Genomic DNA, 18,437 nt, shown 5'->3' on the forward strand with positions numbered 1-18,437 from the left:
GGGTGAGCCGATGATTTCGCTCGTGAGCGCGACTTTTCCCCTGAAAGCTCTGGAGGCGGCGCGGGGTCTTGTCCTCTCATTTTTTCCCCGGGCGGCCATTCGGGTCGGGGTGGCAGCCCGAGCGGATGGCCGGCCGTTGGGGGACGGGTTTGTGATCGAGGCCGGACTGGGGACGGAGGTCAGTGCGCTTCTAAGCGGTGCGTTGGCGCAGGCTGAGGATGGGAGCGCTGGGCGGGGTCCCGAGAAAAGGCCGGCGGCCGGTGCGCCGTTCGACAAGGGGTCGGCGTACGCAGAGGATGGAGGCGTCGGACGGGACCTTGGGAAAAGACCGCCGGAGCGGCTCGAACGGGGATCAGACAGCGCCGGGGAGGAAAGTTCCGAGCGCAGGCTGGGTGAAACGGGGCTGGGCCTGACACCGTGGTCCGGCGGAAAACCGTGGTTCGACAGGAAACCGTGGTCCGAGGGAGTTGCCACTGACAACGTGGAGGGGGTATGGGCTGTTTGGCGGCCTCATAGCGCCCTGATTTCCGGCTCGGGTGCGGAATCCGCGGACTCTGCACCCTCTGCACCCTATGCACTCTCTGCACTCTCGGCCCCCTCGGCACCCCCGGCACTCTCGGTACCCCCGGCACCCGCCTGGGCGGAGCTTTCCCCGGCAGAACTCCGGGAAATGCTGCGTCAGCCGCGCGGGGGTCGGGAAACACTTGTGAGCATGGCACTCAAACTCGTCTTGCTTCGGTTGTTATCAACTGTGACGGGGAAGGAATTGCCTTGGGGTATTCTGACCGGCATCCGCCCTACGAAGCTTGTGCACCGCCTGCGCGAGCAAGGCGTGGGGAAAGACGGACAAATGAGGGTTTTAGGCACACTCTATGCGGTACGGCCTGACAAGACAGAACTTTTACAAAGAATTGCCGCCGTGCAGGCTCCTTATCTGGACCGGTTCAAGCTTCACCCGGAACGAGTCGGAATTTACTTGGGGATTCCTTTTTGCCCCAGTCGCTGCAGCTATTGTTCCTTTCCCGGGTATGCCGCCGACCGGGAGGGAATTTGGGTGGAGGAGTATTTAGGGGTTTTGACTGCTGAGATCGAGGCAGCCGGGCAGCTGATGCGGGCCCTGGGTTTAGAGGGAGAGGCACTGTATTTCGGCGGCGGGACCCCCGGCATTTTGACGGAGAAGCAGATAACAGGACTTCTGGCGACCTGCCGTGCTCATCTTCCCTTAAGGAAAGATCTTGAGTTTAGTTTCGAAGCGGGCCGGCCGGATACCCTTTCCTCGGAGAAGCTGGAACTCTTGGCGGAATTGGGCGCCACCCGTTTGAGCATTAACCCGCAAAGCATGCAAGACAAAACTTTACGGCGCATAGGCCGGGCGCACGATGTGCGCAGTGTGGCGGAAGCTTACCGCCTGGCCCGGGAAATTGCCCCCTGGGTCATCAATATGGATATTATCCTCGGTTTGCCCGGTGAAGGGGTGGAGGAGGTAGGTTCAACCCTCAGACAATTGGCGGAACTTCGGCCTGATAATCTCACGGTCCATGCCTTGGCGCTGAAGCGCGGGGCCAGAGAAACCGAGCACGGATATGAACATCCGGAAAATTCCCCCGTGCTGCGGATGCAGGCCTTAGCACGAGAGAGTACCTGTTCCTGGGGCTTGAGGCCGTACTACCTATACCGGCAGAAGCGCACGGCGGGGAATTCCGAGAACATCGGCTACGCTCGGCCGGGTACGGAATCTCGCTATAATATTGCTATCATGGAGGAAAGGCAGAGCATTATCGGCCTGGGAGCGGGCGCTTCGACCAAAGCAGTCAATCCTTCCGATTACAGTCTGATCAATCTTCAGCACCCTTCCAACTGGCAGGTGTACATGAAGGCCTGGCCTCAGTTGCAGGAGAAGCGGGCCCGTGAGTTGGCCAAGATCTTCCGTAGGGAGGAGGAGAAGGGTTGAGCAGGCGGTATTAGGTATTGCCGGCGCGGAGTTCTGCTCGGTTGACAAAGCGCGGCTCCGTTGTTATGATGTTATAGAAAATGTCGAAAAAGCAAGAGCCATACTCCGGTTTAAGCCCCTGAAAAGGCGGAACACGATATCTCTCTCCAGGGAGGGCCGGCCAGACTGGAACCGGACCGGGAGATGTTCCGCAGGACAGCGGGGGTAAGGGGTGTTGCTCCGGGTGGTTGACGTTAAAAACCGTAAAGTGGGCGGGTTTTGTGTAAATCCGTCAAGAAGGGTGGCACCGCGGGAATCCCGTCCCTTGCCTGACAGCAAGAGACCGGGATTTTTTTATTCTGGAATATAAGGAGGGGTTTCTTTGACGATTCAACGCCCGAAAGGAACGCAAGATCTTTTGCCCGGGCCGATCGGAAAATGGCATCACCTGGAGGAGATCATTCGCTCTGTGTGCCGGGAATACGGATATGAGGAAATCAGGACTCCCATATTTGAAGCCACGGAACTTTTTCAACGCGGTGTCGGTGAAACGACAGACATCGTGAACAAAGAAATGTATACCTTCCCGGACAAAGCGGACCGTTCTCTCACGCTGCGTCCGGAAGGTACGGCCTCCGTCTGCCGGGCTTATGTGGAAGATAAACTGTATGCTCAGGCCCAACCGGTGAAACTCTATTATGTCGGGCCCATGTTTCGTTACGAAAAGCCGCAGTCCGGGCGTTACCGCCAGTTTCACCAGTTCGGGGTGGAAGTGTTGGGGGCGGACAAACCGGTAGTCGATGCCGAGGTCATCTCCTTGGTCTGGGACCTCTACCGGCGGCTGGGTCTGAGGGATCTGGAAGTTCACATTAATTCTGTCGGCTGCCCCACTTGCCGGGCGGAGCACCGCCGGCGGCTGCGGGATTTCTTGGCCCCCCGGCGGGGTGAACTTTGCCGTGACTGCCAAGAGAGATATGAACGTAATCCGCTGCGCATCCTCGACTGCAAGAACCCTGTCTGCCAAGAGGTCAGCCGCGGCGCTCCCACTACGGCGGATACGCTCTGCGAGGATTGCCGGGAGCACTTTGGGGAGGTTCAGGAATTTCTAACGGCGGCCGGCGTCACTTACCGGCCGGACCCCCGCTTGGTGCGGGGACTGGATTATTACCGCAGGACGGCTTTTGAAATTATGGTGGAAGAAATCGGCGCTCAGAGCGCGATCTGCGGCGGAGGTCGCTATGACGGCCTGGTCGAGGAAATCGGCGGGCCGCCGACACCGGCCATTGGCTTTGCGATGGGGCTGGAAAGGGTGCTGGCAGCACTTGAACTGCAGCAGAACCTGCAGGATCGTGAGCACGGGCCATTCGCGGTAGTGGTGGCCTTAGGCAAAGAGGCACAACGGCAGGGTTTCTCCCTCTTGAGTTCTCTGAGGCAAGCGGGGGTGCCGTCCGGGATGGATCTGCTGGGGCGGGGCCTGAAGGCTCAGCTCAAGCAAGCAGATCGCCAAGGCGCCAGGTTGGCACTGATTTTGGGGGACGAGGAACTCAAGCGGCAGGTCGCGATTTTACGGGATTTGACCCTCGGGGAACAGGCCGAAATCGCGTGGCCGGACATTCTCACAACGGTGAGCGCTAAGTACAAGGAGGAGGAGGAGAAGTAGGATGACACTTTTAGGAGAAAGAACCGAAGGAGGCCGCTTGCGGGCAGAGCATGCGGGAGAAACAGTGAGGCTCTTAGGCTGGATCCAAAGGCGTCGCGATCACGGAGGGGTGATCTTTGCCGATGTGCGCGACCGTTCCGGCTTGGTGCAAGCGGTTTTTAACCCGGACATGCCGGGGGAGGGTTTTGCCCGGGCCGAACGCCTGCGTTCGGAATATGTCGTTTCCATTCGGGGACGGGTGAGACTCCGTCCGGAAGGCTCGGAGAACGGCAGCTTGGCTACCGGAGAAGTGGAAGTGGTGGCGGAAAGCCTTGATATTCTAAACCGGGCCAAAACCCCTCCTTTTTATATTGAGGACGACCTGGATGTGGATGAGACACTGCGCCTGAAATACCGTTATCTCGACCTGCGCCGCCCCGAAATGCAGGAGATTCTCATGATCCGGCACCGTGTCACTCAGATTATGCGCAACTTTTTCGACGCTCATGGTTTCTTGGAAATCGAAACTCCTATGCTGATCAAATCCAGCCCGGAGGGGGCCCGGGATTATCTGGTTCCCAGCCGGGTACATCCGGGGGAATTTTATGCCTTGCCGCAGTCCCCGCAAATTTTTAAGCAGTTATTGATGGTCTCGGGTCTGGAAAAGTATTTCCAGATCGTACGCTGTTTCCGGGATGAGGATCTGCGGGCGGACCGTCAGCCGGAATTTACCCAACTCGATGTGGAAATGTCTTTCGTGGAGCCGGAGGATATCTTACCCTTAATGGAGGAACTGATAGCCCTGATCTTTGCCGGCACGACGGACAGACAAATCAAGACTCCCTTTCCCAGGCTCACTTACCGTGAAGGAATGGAACGCTTTGGCTCCGACAAACCGGACATCCGCTTTGGCTTGGAACTGATTGAAGTGGGAGACCTCGTGGCTGAAACGGAGTTTAAAGTATTCGCCAATGCCGTGGCCAAAGGCGGCCGGGTGAAAGGGCTCTGTGCCAAAGGGGCGGCGGGACTTCCCAGGCGCGAAATTGACGGTCTGGTCGAGTTTGTTCGCACGTTCGGCGCTAAAGGGTTAGCCTATATCGTCCTTACGCAAGAAGGGGTAAAGTCGCCGATCGCCAAATTTTTTACGCAAGAGCAGCTTCAGGCCCTGCTCAAGCGCATGGGCGGCAAAACGGGGGACATCCTATTCTTTGTGGCGGACAAAGAGCAGGTGGTCTTCGACGCCTTGGGACACCTGCGTTTGGAATTGGGCCGGCGTTTAAATCTTATTCCGGCGGGGGTATTGAACTTTCTCTGGGTGACAGAGTTTCCTTTATTGGAGTATGATGAGAGCGAAAAACGCTATGTGGCGATTCACCATCCCTTCACCTCACCGATGGAAGAGGATTTGCCCTTGCTCGCGACGGCTCCTCAGAGCGTGCGCGCGAAAGCCTACGACTTGGTCCTGAACGGCGTGGAGTTGGGAGGCGGGAGTATCCGGATTCACCGCCGCGAGGTGCAGGAGCGGATGTTTCAGCTTCTGGGTCTCTCCCGGGAAGACGCCGAGAGCAAGTTCGGCTACCTCTTGGAAGCCTTCGAATACGGCACTCCGCCCCATGGAGGGATCGCTTTCGGTTTGGACCGCTTAATAATGCTCCTGACGGGAAAAGATAATATCCGGGATGTGATCGCTTTTCCCAAAACCCAGAGTGCGGCCGATCTTATGTCTCAGGCCCCGTCCGCTGTCTCAGCCAAACAGCTCAATGAATTGCACCTGAAGACGGACATTGTCCGGGCTAAAATCGGTTAAAGAATCGTTGGGTTACCGTGGGGCGGGAAGCGTGTCCGGACGGCTGCGGGCTTGGAAGCCGTTTCGCTTAGGAGGAGTCCAGGCCGATTTCCGGGTTTGCCGGCTGCTCAGGTGAGTGATTACGGCGTCGCGATTACAGCGCCGGTCGAGTTTTTGAAAATGCGCCTTGTGAGCCAGGCCGTCTGTCGGGCAGTATTTTTGCTTTGCTTTGTGAACGGGCATTTCGTGACTGTTTCTTGAGCCGTTTTGGGCAGAATCCCTTTGACAGGAAGCGTTTGATCTTTGTATAATGGATGTGTGATTACCCCCGCAGGGTATACGAGGAGGGCTAAACGATGGTTCCAGCTCCTTATTCAGAAGCTAAAGAAGACCTTATTCGACGCTTGCGTAAAATTGAAGGACAGGTCAAAGGGCTGCAGCGCATGGTAGAAAATGACAAGTACTGCGTTGATGTCCTGGTGCAGGTCGCGGCGGTACGGGCGGCGATCAATAAAGTAGGGACGATCGTGTTTGAACATCATTCGCGAGGCTGTTTGCTCCAGGCGGTCGAAAACAATGATAAGGAAGGCGCCATCGAGGAACTGATTGGGGTGCTCACGAAATTTGTCAAGTAGGTTAAAACAGGCAGTATGAGGAGGAATGTGTCATGGCGGGGCTAAACATTAAAACTTTGACGGCGGGTAACTGGGACACGGATGTGTTAAAATCGGAGAAACCGGTACTGGTCGATTTCTGGGCGGCTTGGTGTGCACCCTGTCGTATGGTGGCTCCGATAGTGGAAGAACTGTCCAACGAATACGCGGGTCGGGTCGTCGTGGGAAAACTGGATGTCGACGCTAACGGCTCGGTGGCCAGCCAATATGGGGTCATGAGCATCCCAACCTTGGGTGTGTTTAAGGGCGGAAAAATGGTGGACAAAATCATCGGCTTCCGTTCCAAAGGGGATTTGGTCAAGATGCTCGATCGCCACGCTTAAGGGAAAACCAGGCTGGGACCGTGAACAGGGTCGCAAGATCTGTGTGCCGAGGCTCTGTTCATAAGACGAGATCAGGCGCCCCCCCGTCAAACGACTCATACGACAAGGGTGGCCCGGAACAGGTCATAATACCGGAGCGGCCAGGTACGGGTCACAATACTGGGGGTGCCCAGGCACGGTCGTAACGCCGGGGCGCCCAGGTGCAGGTTATAATACCGGAGCAGCCAGGTACGGGTCATAACCGCAGTGCCCGGGCAGGAATGTAGAGACAGCGATGCGCTTTTCCGCACCACTGTCTTCCTTTACCCGGGATGTCAAGGCGCGGAGTCACCTCTCAGCGGACGGCATCCTCATAATAGGCATTAACCTTTTCGAGGACGGGCAGACAATCCTCGCAGACGCACCAACAGGTTTTCTCGATTTTTTCTGCGGGTTCTCCTTCAACGACAAAGGTGCACATCAGTTCCGCAGGTTTTTCTTGGTGGCAGATGTCACAGGCGCTGCAGACGATCGAATGGTCAGGTTCGAGCATGATTTCTGCCTCCCTCTTAAAAATTTTGCCGTTTGCTGCCGAACGGTTGTATTTCATGTGGCGGCCGAGTGCCTCCGCATGAAAGTTAGCCAAAGTGGTTGCGCTAGAGTGGTTATGGTAGAGTGGTTTCTGTAAAGTGGTTACTATATATTAGCAGCAAGTTATGACTTAGTGTGTGATACAGATCACAGTCAAAAGGGATTACCCAAATGTTCTGACAAGGTAGTTTGTGGAGAAAGGGGTTCAGATGCAACTTAATCTTACGAAGTCGACGGTACCGGCTGGCGCCGGATGTCCGACCTGTGGCGCACCGGGTCAACGGGTGCGCAAGACTACGGTCGTTCATCAGGTGTTGCCGGAAATCGAGCTGCCCGCGGACGAGGAACAATATTTTCTCTGCCGTAACCCGAAGTGTGAGGTTGCCTACTTCCAGGCTGAAGGCAGAGTTTACACACAGGACCGGCTAAAAAACAAAATATGGTTCAAGGAAATCACGCCCCCGGTTCCGATTTGCTATTGTCTGAATGTGACCGAAGAGGAAATTCTCCACCATGTGGCGGAGGTTCAATGCTGTTCTACGTTGGAGGATATTCAGAAACATACCGGGGCGAACACCGGGCATGAATGCCTTACCAAGAATCCGGCCGGTGGCTGATGCTCCGCCGTGGTGCGATCGGTGATCGCCAAGGGGTTAGCCATGCGGAGCGTGAAGAAAGAGTGAGATTGTACTTGCCCTTATGTAAGCAATTCGCAAAATAGGACCAATCAGGCTTAGATATTAGATATTCGAGGAGATTTTTATGGAAGAAGTAAGGGTGCGTTTTGCGCCCAGCCCCACGGGCTATTTGCACATAGGTGGGGCCAGGACGGCGCTATTCAATTGGCTCTTTGCGCGCCACAACAGGGGTAAACTGGTTCTTCGCATCGAAGATACAGACAGCAACCGAATGAAAGAAGATTCGGTTGCGCAAATTCTCGGCAGCCTGCGCTGGTTGGGAGTGGATTGGGACGAAGGGCCGGAAAAGGGGGGAGATTACGGGCCATATTACCAATCACAGCGGCAGGAATTCTATACTGCCGCAGCCAAAGCCCTAGTTGAAGAAGGCAAAGCCTATTATTGCTTTTGCAGCGAGGAGGAACTGGCGGCGGAACGCGAGGTGCGGCGCCGGGAAGGTTTGCCTCTTCTCTACAGCGGCAAATGCCGTTCTCTGGCTGCCAGTGAAGTTCGGGGGAGACTGGAGCAGGGGCTGAAACCGGTTATTCGCCTCAAAGTGCCGGAGTGCGATCGGATCTTGGTAAAGGATATGATACGCGGGACCGTCAGTTTTCCCCGGGACCAGTTCGATGACTTCATTATCGTAAAATCGAACGGTTTGCCGGCCTACAATTTTGCCTGTGTGGTGGATGATCATGCCATGCGGATCAGCCATGTCATCAGAGCTGAGGAACATTTGCCCAATACCCCTAAGCAACAGCTGATTTATGAGGCTTTGGCTTACGAAATTCCCCAATTTGCCCATTTGTCTATGATCCTGGCACCTGACCGGAGCAAGCTGAGCAAGCGACACGGAGCGACTTCGGTCAGCGAATTCAAAGAGATGGGCTGCTTGCCGGAAGCCGTGGCTAATTATTTGACACTTCTCGGTTGGTCTCCGGCCGAAGAGCAAGGGGAGATCATATCTCCGGCGGAGGTTGTTCCGTCGTTTTCCCTGGAGAAGGTTTCTAAGACAGCGGCCATATACGATTTACAGAAGTTGTTCTGGCTCAACGGCCGCTACATTACGGATTGTGACTTAGAGAAGCTGGCACTCCAGGCAGTGCCCTTTCTCCTTGAGGAAGGGATCCTGTCCCCATTCGAGGCGGAACAAAACCATGGCTACATCTTATCTGTTCTCCGGACTGTCAGGGACCGGGTGAAGACTCTGAAGGAGCTGGCGGAGGCCAGTCGCTACTTTTTCCGGGATATCGAAGGATATGAGGAAAAAGGCAAAGAGAAATACTTCGGTCGGCCGGGCGCGGCTGATCTGCTCGCCCAAGGGAGAGAGCGCTTGGCCGAGGTTGAGGTCTTCACGGCGGAAAATACGGAGCGGGCTTATCGCGACTTGATCGCGGAATTAGCCATCAAGGGTGGGCAACTTATTCACCCGACCAGACTTGCCCTGACGGGGCGCACCGTGAGCCCCGGTTTGTTTGAAGTCATGGGTGTGCTGGGTCGGGAGAGATGCCTGGACCGTCTTGAACAGGCGGTTAAATTCACTAGATTGTATAATGCTGAGAAAAAGGAAACCTAAGGCAGGTAAACGGCGAAAAGTGCCGCTAATGATAAGATAACGGATGTTTGCGGGCATTGCCTTTGGCGAATATAAAGTATAACATAAAGTCTTGCATGGGCGTGGAGGTTGGGTTCCCCAACTCGTGAAAGAACGGCGTCGGTCGCGGGCTGATGATGATGCCGGGATGACGTTTGAGGTTGCATGTCGTGGCCCATAGACCGCAGTCGGCCTCGACCCGGGCGTAATCATTGAAGCTGGGTGATGGGGCGGCGGGTTTGTGTTTTTAGCAGATTCGTGTATAATTGTATAAGGTTGTAGTTTGGCCCCATGGTCAAGAGGCCTAAGACGCTGCCCTCTCACGGCAGAAACAGGGGTTCGAATCCCCTTGGGGCTACCAGAAAAATACCATCTACGGACAGAAGTTCTATCCGTAGATGTTTTCTTTTGCGAAAACAAAAGCATCTTTCACAAGCCCTAAAGGTAGCTTGTAAGCAGGCTAAAAGTGCGCTAAAATTGGTCATGAATGGATGGGGTGAAACCTAGCCGAAAATTAACGGAAGAATGTGGAATAATATTTAGTGCAGGGAAGTGTGTGGGTTTATGCCTATACCGGAAGCGAAGAGAAAATATACCTATGCGGATTATCTAACGTGGCCGGAAGGGGACAGATGGGAGATTATCGACGGAGTGCCTTATATGCAGGTAGCTCCCATTTGGCAGCATCAAAGTGTATCAAGAGAATTGCTTAGACAGTTCTCTAATTACTTGCTTCATAAGCCTTGCCAAGTATTTGCGTCACCGTTTGACTTGCGTTTATCAAACTTGGACACAAAAGATGAAGATACAACCGAAGTTTATCAGCCGGATTTGACGATTATTTGTGATAAAGACAAGTTGAGTAAAACGGGTTTTTGTGGCGTACCCGAAATGGTCATTGAAATACTTTCACCATCTACAGCAAAAACCGATAAGCTGTTAAAGTTCAATGCTTACGAAAGTTTTGGAGTTAAAGAATATTGGATTGTGGAACCAGACACGAAACTCGTAAATGCATTTATTTTACAAGGGGACGGGAGATACGGAAGAATCGAGGTATATACTGAGGACGATGAAGTAAAGGTGTCTATTTTCCCAGATTTTGCGATCGATCTCAAGTTAGTGTTCGAAGGTGTTTAGGGAGCTCATGCGGAAGTGACTGGTTTCATTGGCGGGCAGTCCATTTAAACGGATGATGGTCAGTGCGCATGTCCCTGATCGTCCTCAGATCCTTTCCAGAGTTTATCCTGGCAGAGCAGGGAAGTGCAGGGACACTGGGCGGTTTCCAATTCGATGGTGGCGTGGGAGATGTTAAAGGTTTGCCGAAGATAGGCCTTTATCTCATCGATTAAACTCAGGCCTGCGGAGAGGGAGCTGTTGGGCTCTATGACCAGGTGGCAGCTGAGGGCTACCCGTTCCGGCGTGACACTCCAGACATGCAGGTCATGCAGACTGCAAACTCCGGGGAGGGTTTTGACGAAGGCCAAGAGCGGCTCCGCTTGAAAATCGACGGGTGTTCCCTCCATGAGGATGTGCAGGGTTTCCTTTACAATTCTCCAGGCCCCCCAAGCGACCAGGAAAGCGATGAGTACAGAGAGGATGGGGTCGATAATGTACCAATGCGTCACCTGCATGACTACCCCACCCAAGATTACTCCGGCCGAGGCGGCCGCATCTCCCAGGACGTGCAGCAGAGCGGAACGGATGTTCAGGTTACCCTCGCCTCCGCGGAAGCCCAGGGCAATGCCTAAATTGACCAGGATACCGACTCCGGCGCTGATGTACATAATCGTGCTTTGTACGGGTTCCGGATGTTGCAGGCGGTGGAAAGCCTCAATCAGGATGATGAGCGCGATGACGATCAGGGTCACGGAATTGGCCAGAGCCGCCAGGATGCCTGTGCGGTGATAGCCAAAAGTGTGCTTTAGGGTCGGAGATTTCTGCGCCTGAACAGCGGCGAACCAGGCCAGGCCCAAAGCCGCGACATCTGTGAGGACGTGGCCGGCATCGCTGAGAAGGGCCAGGCTGTTGGCCAGGCTGCCGCCGATGACTTCGACGGCCAGGATGATCATGGTAGCCCAAAAAGCCCATTTCAGTCGATCTCCGCTCGCGTGCACGTGCCCGCCCAGTCCCCCGTGCTTATGGCTGTGGCCGTCCTCGTGGTTGTGACTGTGCTCATGATCATGCTTATAATCATCTTTATGATCAGGCGCTGTTGCAATCATTTTGCCTTCAGACATGTCAAAGCACCTCCCTCTCTCATTAAGAATCAGGAAAAGAATAAGAACAAAAATGAAAATAAGAGTAGGAATCCGAAACCGGAGACTCTGAATCTCCCCCTGGCTCAAGCCGGTTAAAGCGGTTAAAGCCAGGGGCATGCGGCTGAGATTTTTGGTCAGTAGGCTCGGGGCTGTTCAGCCCTCAGATGGGCACTGTGTTCCAGGGCCTTTTCCAAAATTAGGCGTACATGCTCGTCGCTGAGGGAGTAGTGGACCGACTTGCCTTCGCGGCGTGAACGGGCGAGGCCCATGTTTTTCAGCAGCCGCAGATGATGGGAAGCGGCTGCCGCGGTGAGAGAAGTGATGAGTGCCACATCGCAGACGCAGAGGTCCGGTTCCTGCAGCAAAGCGTAGATAATCTTGACGCGGGTTTCATCGGCCAGGGCTTTAAAGATCGGGGTTACACCGTCAGTCAGGCTGATTGCCCGGCGCAGTTCCGCCAGGCGTTGCGGAGTATGGCAAGGCGTGTCACAGGCCGGGTGGTCGAAACTCGTCATCTGCGTGCCCCCTTATTTACCAGGCTATTAGAAATTGTTGCGGGTAGAAATCATATGGCAAGAACCGGGTTAGAACGACGGGTCACTGCCCGCTTTTATTATAACATTTACTTGAATGTTTGCAAGTAAAATTATTATGCTCAAAGATAAATCACGGAGAAAATATTACACACGGTTTACGCTCGACGGCAAGAACCTTAACAGAACCGGAAATCAGCCTTTACACTTCAGTGCTATCATGTTCTGGAGCTGATTTAAAGTTTTTGAAAGGGAGGTTTATTCTTGAGACAGGTGAACAGAAAGAGACCTTACGCCAGGATTCTACCCCTGCTGGTTATCATCTCGGTGATTGTGGCAGCCACAGTGACGGGCTGCGGCACTTCTACCGGCTCCGCGGCCCCTGCGTCGGCCGCGCCGGCGAAACAATTGGTGTTCTATTCGGCTCAGGGCTATGACAGCGCGATGGCTAAGGCTTTCCAAGCGAAGACAGGGATCCAGGTCAAGCTGGTAGACGACTCTACCGGAAAAATTGTGGCCAAGATCGATGCCGAGCGCTCCAATCCCCACTGGGATGTCGCCTGGTTTGACGGGGATTCAACCATGCAAGGTTTGGACAATGAAGGCATGCTGCTGCAGAACTGGACCCCCAAGGATGTAAGCAATTTGACAGCTTTGGGGCAGTCCCTGGTTCCGGCGGACAAAGCCTATTATCCCGCGTCAGTGACGGCGGCGGCTGCGATCGGGGTCAATACCAAACTGCTGTCCCCGGACCAATATCCCAAGGATTGGCGCGACCTCTTGACTCCGGTCTTCAAGAATTCCCTGGCGATGAATGACCCCAGCATCTCCGGTCCCACCTACCCTTACGTGGCCGGTATCATGGATATCATGGGGACTGCGCAGGGTAAGCAGTATTTTCAAGACCTCAAGGCCAACGGTTTAAGGGTTTTCCCGACCAATGACAACACGCTCAAGGCACTTCTCGCCGGTCAGGTCAAGGCTGTGACGATTCAGGATTCCGCCCTGGCAGCGGCAGAGGTCAAGGGAGACCCCATTAAAATCATCTATCCTTCGTCGGGAGTATTCACCCTGCCGGGTGTGATTGCCATTAACAAAAATGCTCCCGATATGGCTGCGGCCAAACAGTTTGTAGAATACGTGCTATCTCCCGCCGGGCAAAAAGTCATGGCCGACGTGAAAAACGGGGGAGGGGACTCCTATTTTAACCCTGTGATTAACGGTATCCAACCGAATCCGGCCCGGCAGCAGAGCGGGATCAACTGGGTTAAAGTCGATCCCATCAAGGCAGCGAAAGATGAAAACAGTTTGAAGAAGTGGTTCCATGATAACATCGTCCAATAAGGCGGAACATACCAAGGCAGAGCATATCGGTTCACGTCTTCGGCACTGGGGATCCGGTGCCGGGGACGTGCCTGGGGCCATACTCCTCGTGGTTTTAATAGCCTATCCTTTAGCGACGCTTTTGGGGCAGGCTCTTTTGCCCCACCTCTTCAGCAAACCTATGAGCCTGCTCCCTTCTTTAGCGCCGTTGCGGAGCGTATTTGGGAGCAAACTGAACCTGGAGGCGCTGGTCAATTCGTTATCTATCGGCTTGGCCGAGGCCGTTCTGGCCATTGCCCTGGGTTCCTTTAGCGCTCTGGCTCTGGCCCGAGTGCCGCGGAAGGTAGGAGTGGTTCTGGATGCCTTCATCTGGGTAGTGTTTTTTGTCCCGTCCTATGTCATTGCCCAAGGCTGGGTTATACTCATGCAGGATAAAGGTATTTTAGCGCAGTTGACCGGCCTGCCTAACGGTTGGTCTGCTTGGTTTTTTACCCGTTTCGGCTTAGTTTTAATCATGGGCCTGCGCTATTTTCCTTATGTGCATTTTGGTATGCAGGAGGCCTTGCTGCACATCAACCAGGATCTGGTGCAAGCAGGACGCGCAGCCGGTGCCGGCCGCCGGCAAATCATGACCAAGATTATTTTACCGCTCTTGACTCCGGCGTGGCTGGCCGGGGGGTCGATCGCTTTTGCCGAGGGGTTCGGGGACTTCGGGATTGCCGCGGCCATTACCCCGCAGGCCCACATCCCGATGGCGACCTACCAGATTTATGCCTCGCTCAGTGAAGCCCCGGTCAATTACCCGGCGGCCGCGGGCATGTCTATGGTAGTGGTGCTCGTGACAGCCGCCGCCATCGTGCTTCAGTTTTGGTGGCTGAAAAAGAGAAATTACAATACGCTTTCCTCGGCGGCAAGCAGGGATCCGGCCGGGGGCAGCAACCGCCGGAGTATGGCGGTCGGGGTAGCCGCACTGCTTTTCGTTGCCCTCTTTTTGCCTTTGGGGGCGACGCTCTGCGCCTCTCTTTGGAAGACGTGGAGCGGAGGAATGAGCGCAGGCAATTGGACCTTGAGTCACTACTTCCGGGCTTTGCGTCTGGGGGGGGACGGCTGGCAGGCGTTGGGGCGTTCGCTTGAATATTCCCTGGTCACGGCTTTCCTCACGATGTCCATGGCCCTGGTGGTAGGTTTTCAGATGTCGTTTAAGGACTCGAGGCTGAGCCGCCTGTTGAACATTTTGACCATGTCGGTAATCGCTGTGCCGGGTATTGTCTTGGCGGCGTCTTTCATTTTTGCCTGGAACGCGGTTTGGCTCATTCCCATTCATCTGGTTTTGTACGGGACGCCCGTATGTCTGGCCATGGCCTACATCGCCTCCAGCCTCCCTTATGCCATCAGGCTGGAGGTCGGAGCCATGAGTCAGCTGCCCGCCAACATTCTCAAGGCGGCAGAATCCTTTGGGGCCCGGAACCGCACCGTTATCAGGAAAATCGTCCTCCCTTTGGTACGGGGGACGGCCATTTCAACGTTTTTCATGACGTTTACGGGGGTTATGTTTGAACTGCCGGCTTCGTCGTTGCTTTACCCTCCGGGGCAGCCGACGTTTTCGGTATTAATTCAATCGAAATTTGACAATTTTGATTGGTCGGGGGGAGCCGCGCTGACTGTTATCGGACTGGTTGTGGTATTCGCGGCCTATGGCCTGGGGCGCTGTCTGGTTTATTACAGTGCCCGGGTTCGGGCCGAAAAAGCTCAACAGGCTGACAGGGACATGGTCCCGGCGGCTGGCGGCTAAAGAACACATTTTGGTGGCGCAGGCATGTGAGCGGATAGTTCATAAAGACGGAAGCGACGGGTGAGGAAAGACGTGGAGGGGCTAAGCGGCGGAGGAACGGAAGTACCGGCGGCCAAGCGGCGGAGGAACGAAATGTGGGAGCGGCCGAGAAGGAGGGTTTATGAATCCTATCATTTTGGAAAATGTCAGGAAATCTTACGGCGATAAACTGGTCTTGGATCGCCTGTCTTTGGAAATCCGGGAAGGCCGGTATGTCGCCCTCCTGGGGCCTTCGGGCTGCGGCAAAACGACCTTGATCGGCGCTCTGGCCGGACTGACTTCCATTGACGGCGGAGTGATCCGGAGGGGGGAGGAGCGCTGGTCCGCCCCGGGGTACAATCTGACGCCTGAGGCGAGAAATGTGGGCCTGGTTTTTCAAGATTACGCTCTGTGGCCTCATATGAATGTCTTTGCCAACCTGGCTTTCAGTCTGAAGATCAAAAAGAGGCCCCGCCAGGAGATCCGGCGCAGGATTGGGGAGGCGCTGGAGACCGTACAGATGACGGGCTTTGAGAATCGTTATCCCCATCAACTTTCGGGCGGACAAAAGCAGAGAGTGGCGATTGCCCGGGCTTTGGTGGCGAAGCCCTCGCTCTTGCTGATGGATGAGCCCTTGTCCAGTCTGGATGCTCAGTTGCGGGAAACGATGCGCTGGGAGCTTTTGCGCATTATTCGGGACGCCGGCATAACCACGGTCTATGTCACTCACGATCAGGCTGAAGCCTTGAGTATGGCTGATTATGTGGTATTATTGAACCGAGGGCGCATAGAGCAGGCAGGCAGCCCCACGCAACTCTACCGGGAACCGTCGACCGTTTTTGCAGCCAATTTCCTCGGACGTTCTAACATCCTGGAGGGTCGGGTCTTGGCCGGGCTGGGGGAATATACACCTGTAGAATGTGGGGGATTCAGAATCTATAGCAGTGGCTCGCTCCCTATCGGGCAAAGAGCGAAGATAATGATCCGTCCGGCGGATATTGTGATCGACAGGCGGGAACCAGGCCCCGGCCAACTGCTCGATGCGGTGGTGGCGCAGCGCTCGTTTCAAGGGGTTAACTGGCAGTACAGGGTGACGCTGCGGGAGGCACCTGACACCTGTCTGGAGGTGTGGGACACAGCCGAAAGAGCGGTCAGTGATGCCGTTCGGCTGTGGTTGCCGGCGGCTTGCTGCCGCCCAGTGAGCGAGAAATCTTCCGCTGTCGCAAAAGAGCCCGCAAGAGGAGCGCAGCCGGTCATAAGGGCCGAAGCTCTCGTCTGAAATCGGGAGGCTGAGGAAGGGACAGACGGCTGACGGGTGGAGCGGCGGACGCATACATGCTCCAAGGTTTGGGGTTTGACGGACAGTGCCTGCCAAAGCGCGACTTCGGTCATGAGTTGGGACGGCCTTGGATGAAAGGAGTGAGGTCTGATGAAATGGGTTACCAGAGGGTATGGCTATATCAGCGCCAATGACCACGAAACGCTGGAGAAAGAGTTTTTGCCCTACGATGCCCTGTATGCCTACTTTCGGCAGACCTTAGAACATAACGGGCCGACGACCTGAGTCCGGCCGCACAAACAGAAAAGGATTGAGGGTATTCGTTGATTGTAACAGGAAGAACTTGGAGCGGACTCAGGTCCCAAGTTCTGAAGTCAGTTTTTACTGAGTTTGGCTGAGTTCTCGGCTGATTCTACTCAATTTCTTACGGAAAGAAAGGAGAACCTTGATGGTTTGGTCTGCTGTCCTACCGTCTTTCTTCGCTTCAACGGTAGAGTTCGTGGAAGCTTTGACAATCGTCTTGGTCATTGGGGTGACAATTAACTGGAAAAGCAGTTTACTGGGAGCGGCCGCGGCCGCCCTCACTTTGGGGGTTCTGGTCCTCATTTTTGGCTCGGCCATCGTTTTCTTCATTCCGATTGAGGTCTTGCGGCTGGTTGTCGGTATCATCTTGGTGCTTTTCGGCCTGCAGTGGCTTAAGAAGGCACTGCTGCGCTACAGCGGGCTCAAAGCGCTGCACGACGAAGCCGCGATTTACGAGGAGCGCTTGAGTGAATTGAAAGCACGCGGCGAGATTGATGCCGGTAAATGCAACGGTTTCGGGTTCCTCACTTCTTTCAAAAGCGTACTGCTCGAAGGTCTGGAAGTCGCTTTTATCGTCATCACCTTCGGGGCCAGCGCCGGCACCCATAAGGTGGACGGGCTCTGGGCAGCGGCCTTCGGGGCTCTGCTGGCGTTTGTGGTTGTCGTTTTACTGGGGGTTGCGGTGCGCGGCCCGCTCACCAAAATCCCGGAGAATACCCTTAAGTATATTGTCGGTCTGATGCTGGTCACGTTCGGGACCTTCTGGGGCGGCGAAGGGCTGGGTATTGCCTGGCCGTTCGCGGACCTATTTCTGCTGGTGCTCTTGGCTGCCTACTTTGTTGTCAGTCTGCTGATTCTGCGCTGGCTTAAACCGTACGGCAGGGCCCAGCAGAGGCTGAAACCCGGAGTGGGAGGGAACCGCTCATGAAAATGGCAGTTCGGATCTTAAAGGAAATCTTTGATTTCTTCTGCGGTGATTGGCGCGTCTTCTGGGGCATTGCGCTGACCGTCGTCGTGATCGAGGGGATTGAAGGTCTGCCGGCCTTGGCAGCGGTGAGGCCGTGGGCCGGCCTCATCTTTTTCGTCGGGGTTGCTTTAAGCTTGGTGAACTCTCTCCAACGGGAAACAAAGGAATAGGCGGCGGCCCGAGAGAAGCCCTTTCGTTGGCGAAACGGAAGGGCTTCTTGACGCGTGTTGTGCGCTGCTTGGGACATTCGGATTGGGGAGTTGAGAGCTTTGCCTGTTTGTGATATGCTCTTAACTAAGACATCCCTTCAAAAGGAAGGATACCTATGGGAAAAGTAGTGTCTTTGCATATCAGTCCGCTGAGAGGAACCGTGAAAAACGACGTCAGTGAGGTCAATATGGTGCCGGGGTGGGGTCTTGAGGGCGACGGACACGGCGGGGATTGGGATCGCCAGGTCAGCATTTTTCCGCTGGAAGCTTTGGTTAAAGTGCCGTCCGAGAAGCGGGAGGAAGTTCTCAGCGACGGCTATACGGAAAATGTGACGATCAGCGGGGTGCCCTTGAGTTTGTTAGGGCCGGGGGCTGTATTAAAACTTGGGGTGGCGGAAGTAGAGATCTGCCATGTCGGGAAAGACGAATGGAAGGAGCACGGGCGCCCTTACATTGTCAGCCGGGAGGGCCGGTTTGGACGAGTACTCAAAGGCGGCAAGGTTCGGGTGGGGGATGAGGCGGAACTACTCGGCCGTTTCTGACGGAAAAGCTTTGCGAA

The 18,437-nt window shown here is 55.1% G+C and carries 18 protein-coding genes and 1 tRNA gene; 16 read left to right on the forward strand and 3 right to left on the reverse strand.

Annotation, left to right across the window (positions count from 1 at the left end; translation table 11 throughout):
- Window positions 1–10: 10 nt before the first annotated feature.
- The 5 genes from hemZ (at window position 11) to trxA (ending at window position 6,352) form a co-directional block, all read left to right on the forward strand.
- Window positions 11–1,951 (forward strand): coproporphyrinogen dehydrogenase HemZ, encoded by a 1,941-nt coding sequence (hemZ, locus tag MNU25_RS11505; RefSeq protein ID WP_240985202.1) that lies wholly within the window; start codon window positions 11–13, stop codon window positions 1,949–1,951.
- A gap of 361 nt (window positions 1,952–2,312) precedes the next feature.
- Entirely contained in the window at window positions 2,313–3,590 is a 1,278-nt protein-coding gene (hisS, locus tag MNU25_RS11510) for a histidine--tRNA ligase (RefSeq protein WP_240985203.1), read from the forward strand.
- 1 nt (window position 3,591) lies between these two features.
- Window positions 3,592–5,376, forward strand: a complete 1,785-nt coding sequence (gene aspS / locus MNU25_RS11515; RefSeq protein WP_240985204.1) for an aspartate--tRNA ligase — start codon at window positions 3,592–3,594, stop codon at window positions 5,374–5,376.
- 335 nt (window positions 5,377–5,711) lie between these two features.
- Window positions 5,712–5,990, forward strand: a complete 279-nt coding sequence (locus MNU25_RS11520; protein WP_047831629.1) for a metal-sensitive transcriptional regulator — start codon at window positions 5,712–5,714, stop codon at window positions 5,988–5,990.
- A 32-nt stretch (window positions 5,991–6,022) separates the two neighbouring features.
- A complete protein-coding gene (trxA, locus tag MNU25_RS11525) occupies window positions 6,023–6,352 on the forward strand; it encodes a thioredoxin (protein ID WP_240985205.1) in 330 nt (109 codons plus the stop codon).
- 334 nt (window positions 6,353–6,686) lie between these two features.
- Here trxA and MNU25_RS11530 read toward each other — a convergent pair whose 3' ends face one another.
- Entirely contained in the window at window positions 6,687–6,884 is a 198-nt protein-coding gene (locus MNU25_RS11530; RefSeq protein WP_240985206.1) for a hypothetical protein, read from the reverse strand.
- Between the two features lie 247 nt (window positions 6,885–7,131).
- Here MNU25_RS11530 and MNU25_RS11535 point away from each other — a divergent pair, with 247 nt between their 5' ends.
- The 4 genes from MNU25_RS11535 to MNU25_RS11550 all read left to right on the forward strand — a co-directional run bounded on the left by MNU25_RS11535 (window position 7,132) and on the right by MNU25_RS11550 (window position 10,333).
- Window positions 7,132–7,605, forward strand: a complete 474-nt coding sequence (locus MNU25_RS11535; RefSeq protein WP_261487527.1) for a (2Fe-2S)-binding protein — start codon at window positions 7,132–7,134, stop codon at window positions 7,603–7,605.
- Window positions 7,606–7,684: 79 nt separating this feature from the next.
- On the forward strand, window positions 7,685–9,175 hold the full coding sequence (gene gltX / locus MNU25_RS11540) for a glutamate--tRNA ligase (protein ID WP_240985208.1): 1,491 nt from the start codon (window positions 7,685–7,687) through the stop codon (window positions 9,173–9,175).
- A 303-nt stretch (window positions 9,176–9,478) separates the two neighbouring features.
- A tRNA-Glu gene (locus MNU25_RS11545) sits at window positions 9,479–9,554 on the forward strand.
- A gap of 203 nt (window positions 9,555–9,757) precedes the next feature.
- Complete coding sequence (locus MNU25_RS11550) at window positions 9,758–10,333, forward strand: Uma2 family endonuclease (protein ID WP_240985209.1); 576 nt, start codon at window positions 9,758–9,760, stop codon at window positions 10,331–10,333.
- 59 nt (window positions 10,334–10,392) lie between these two features.
- Here MNU25_RS11550 and MNU25_RS11555 read toward each other — a convergent pair whose 3' ends face one another.
- Together MNU25_RS11555 and MNU25_RS11560 are read right to left on the reverse strand one after the other, a co-directional pair.
- Window positions 10,393–11,433, reverse strand: a complete 1,041-nt coding sequence (locus MNU25_RS11555) for a cation diffusion facilitator family transporter (protein ID WP_240985210.1) — start codon at window positions 11,431–11,433, stop codon at window positions 10,393–10,395.
- A gap of 155 nt (window positions 11,434–11,588) precedes the next feature.
- On the reverse strand, window positions 11,589–11,969 hold the full coding sequence (locus MNU25_RS11560) for an ArsR/SmtB family transcription factor (RefSeq protein WP_240985211.1): 381 nt from the start codon (window positions 11,967–11,969) through the stop codon (window positions 11,589–11,591).
- Between the two features lie 291 nt (window positions 11,970–12,260).
- On the opposite strand from MNU25_RS11560, the gene MNU25_RS11565 reads away from it, so the two are divergent.
- The 7 genes from MNU25_RS11565 (at window position 12,261) to MNU25_RS11590 (ending at window position 18,420) form a co-directional block, all read left to right on the forward strand.
- Entirely contained in the window at window positions 12,261–13,331 is a 1,071-nt protein-coding gene (locus MNU25_RS11565; protein WP_240986816.1) for an ABC transporter substrate-binding protein, read from the forward strand.
- Window positions 13,312–15,102, forward strand: a complete 1,791-nt coding sequence (locus tag MNU25_RS11570) for an ABC transporter permease (protein ID WP_240985212.1) — start codon at window positions 13,312–13,314, stop codon at window positions 15,100–15,102. Before MNU25_RS11565 ends, MNU25_RS11570 begins: the two co-directional genes overlap by 20 nt.
- A gap of 160 nt (window positions 15,103–15,262) precedes the next feature.
- The gene (locus tag MNU25_RS11575; protein WP_240985213.1) at window positions 15,263–16,399 is read left to right on the forward strand and encodes an ABC transporter ATP-binding protein; all 1,137 of its coding nucleotides are present in this window, start codon (window positions 15,263–15,265) and stop codon (window positions 16,397–16,399) included.
- Between the two features lie 150 nt (window positions 16,400–16,549).
- Window positions 16,550–16,684 (forward strand): hypothetical protein, encoded by a 135-nt coding sequence (locus MNU25_RS20130; protein ID WP_261487526.1) that lies wholly within the window; start codon window positions 16,550–16,552, stop codon window positions 16,682–16,684.
- A gap of 163 nt (window positions 16,685–16,847) precedes the next feature.
- Entirely contained in the window at window positions 16,848–17,630 is a 783-nt protein-coding gene (locus MNU25_RS11580; RefSeq protein WP_240985214.1) for a COG4280 domain-containing protein, read from the forward strand.
- Window positions 17,627–17,839, forward strand: coding sequence for a hypothetical protein (locus MNU25_RS11585; RefSeq protein WP_240985215.1), 213 nt, complete (start codon window positions 17,627–17,629; stop codon window positions 17,837–17,839). The genes MNU25_RS11580 and MNU25_RS11585 overlap by 4 nt, the downstream gene beginning before the upstream one ends.
- Window positions 17,840–17,994: 155 nt before the next feature.
- Window positions 17,995–18,420, forward strand: a complete 426-nt coding sequence (locus tag MNU25_RS11590; RefSeq protein WP_240985216.1) for an MOSC domain-containing protein — start codon at window positions 17,995–17,997, stop codon at window positions 18,418–18,420.
- Window positions 18,421–18,437: the final 17 nt, after the last annotated feature.

Source organism: Acididesulfobacillus acetoxydans (genome assembly GCF_902729405.1).
In the GTDB taxonomy this organism is placed as follows: Bacteria; Bacillota; Desulfitobacteriia; order Desulfitobacteriales; family Desulfitobacteriaceae; genus Acididesulfobacillus; species Acididesulfobacillus acetoxydans.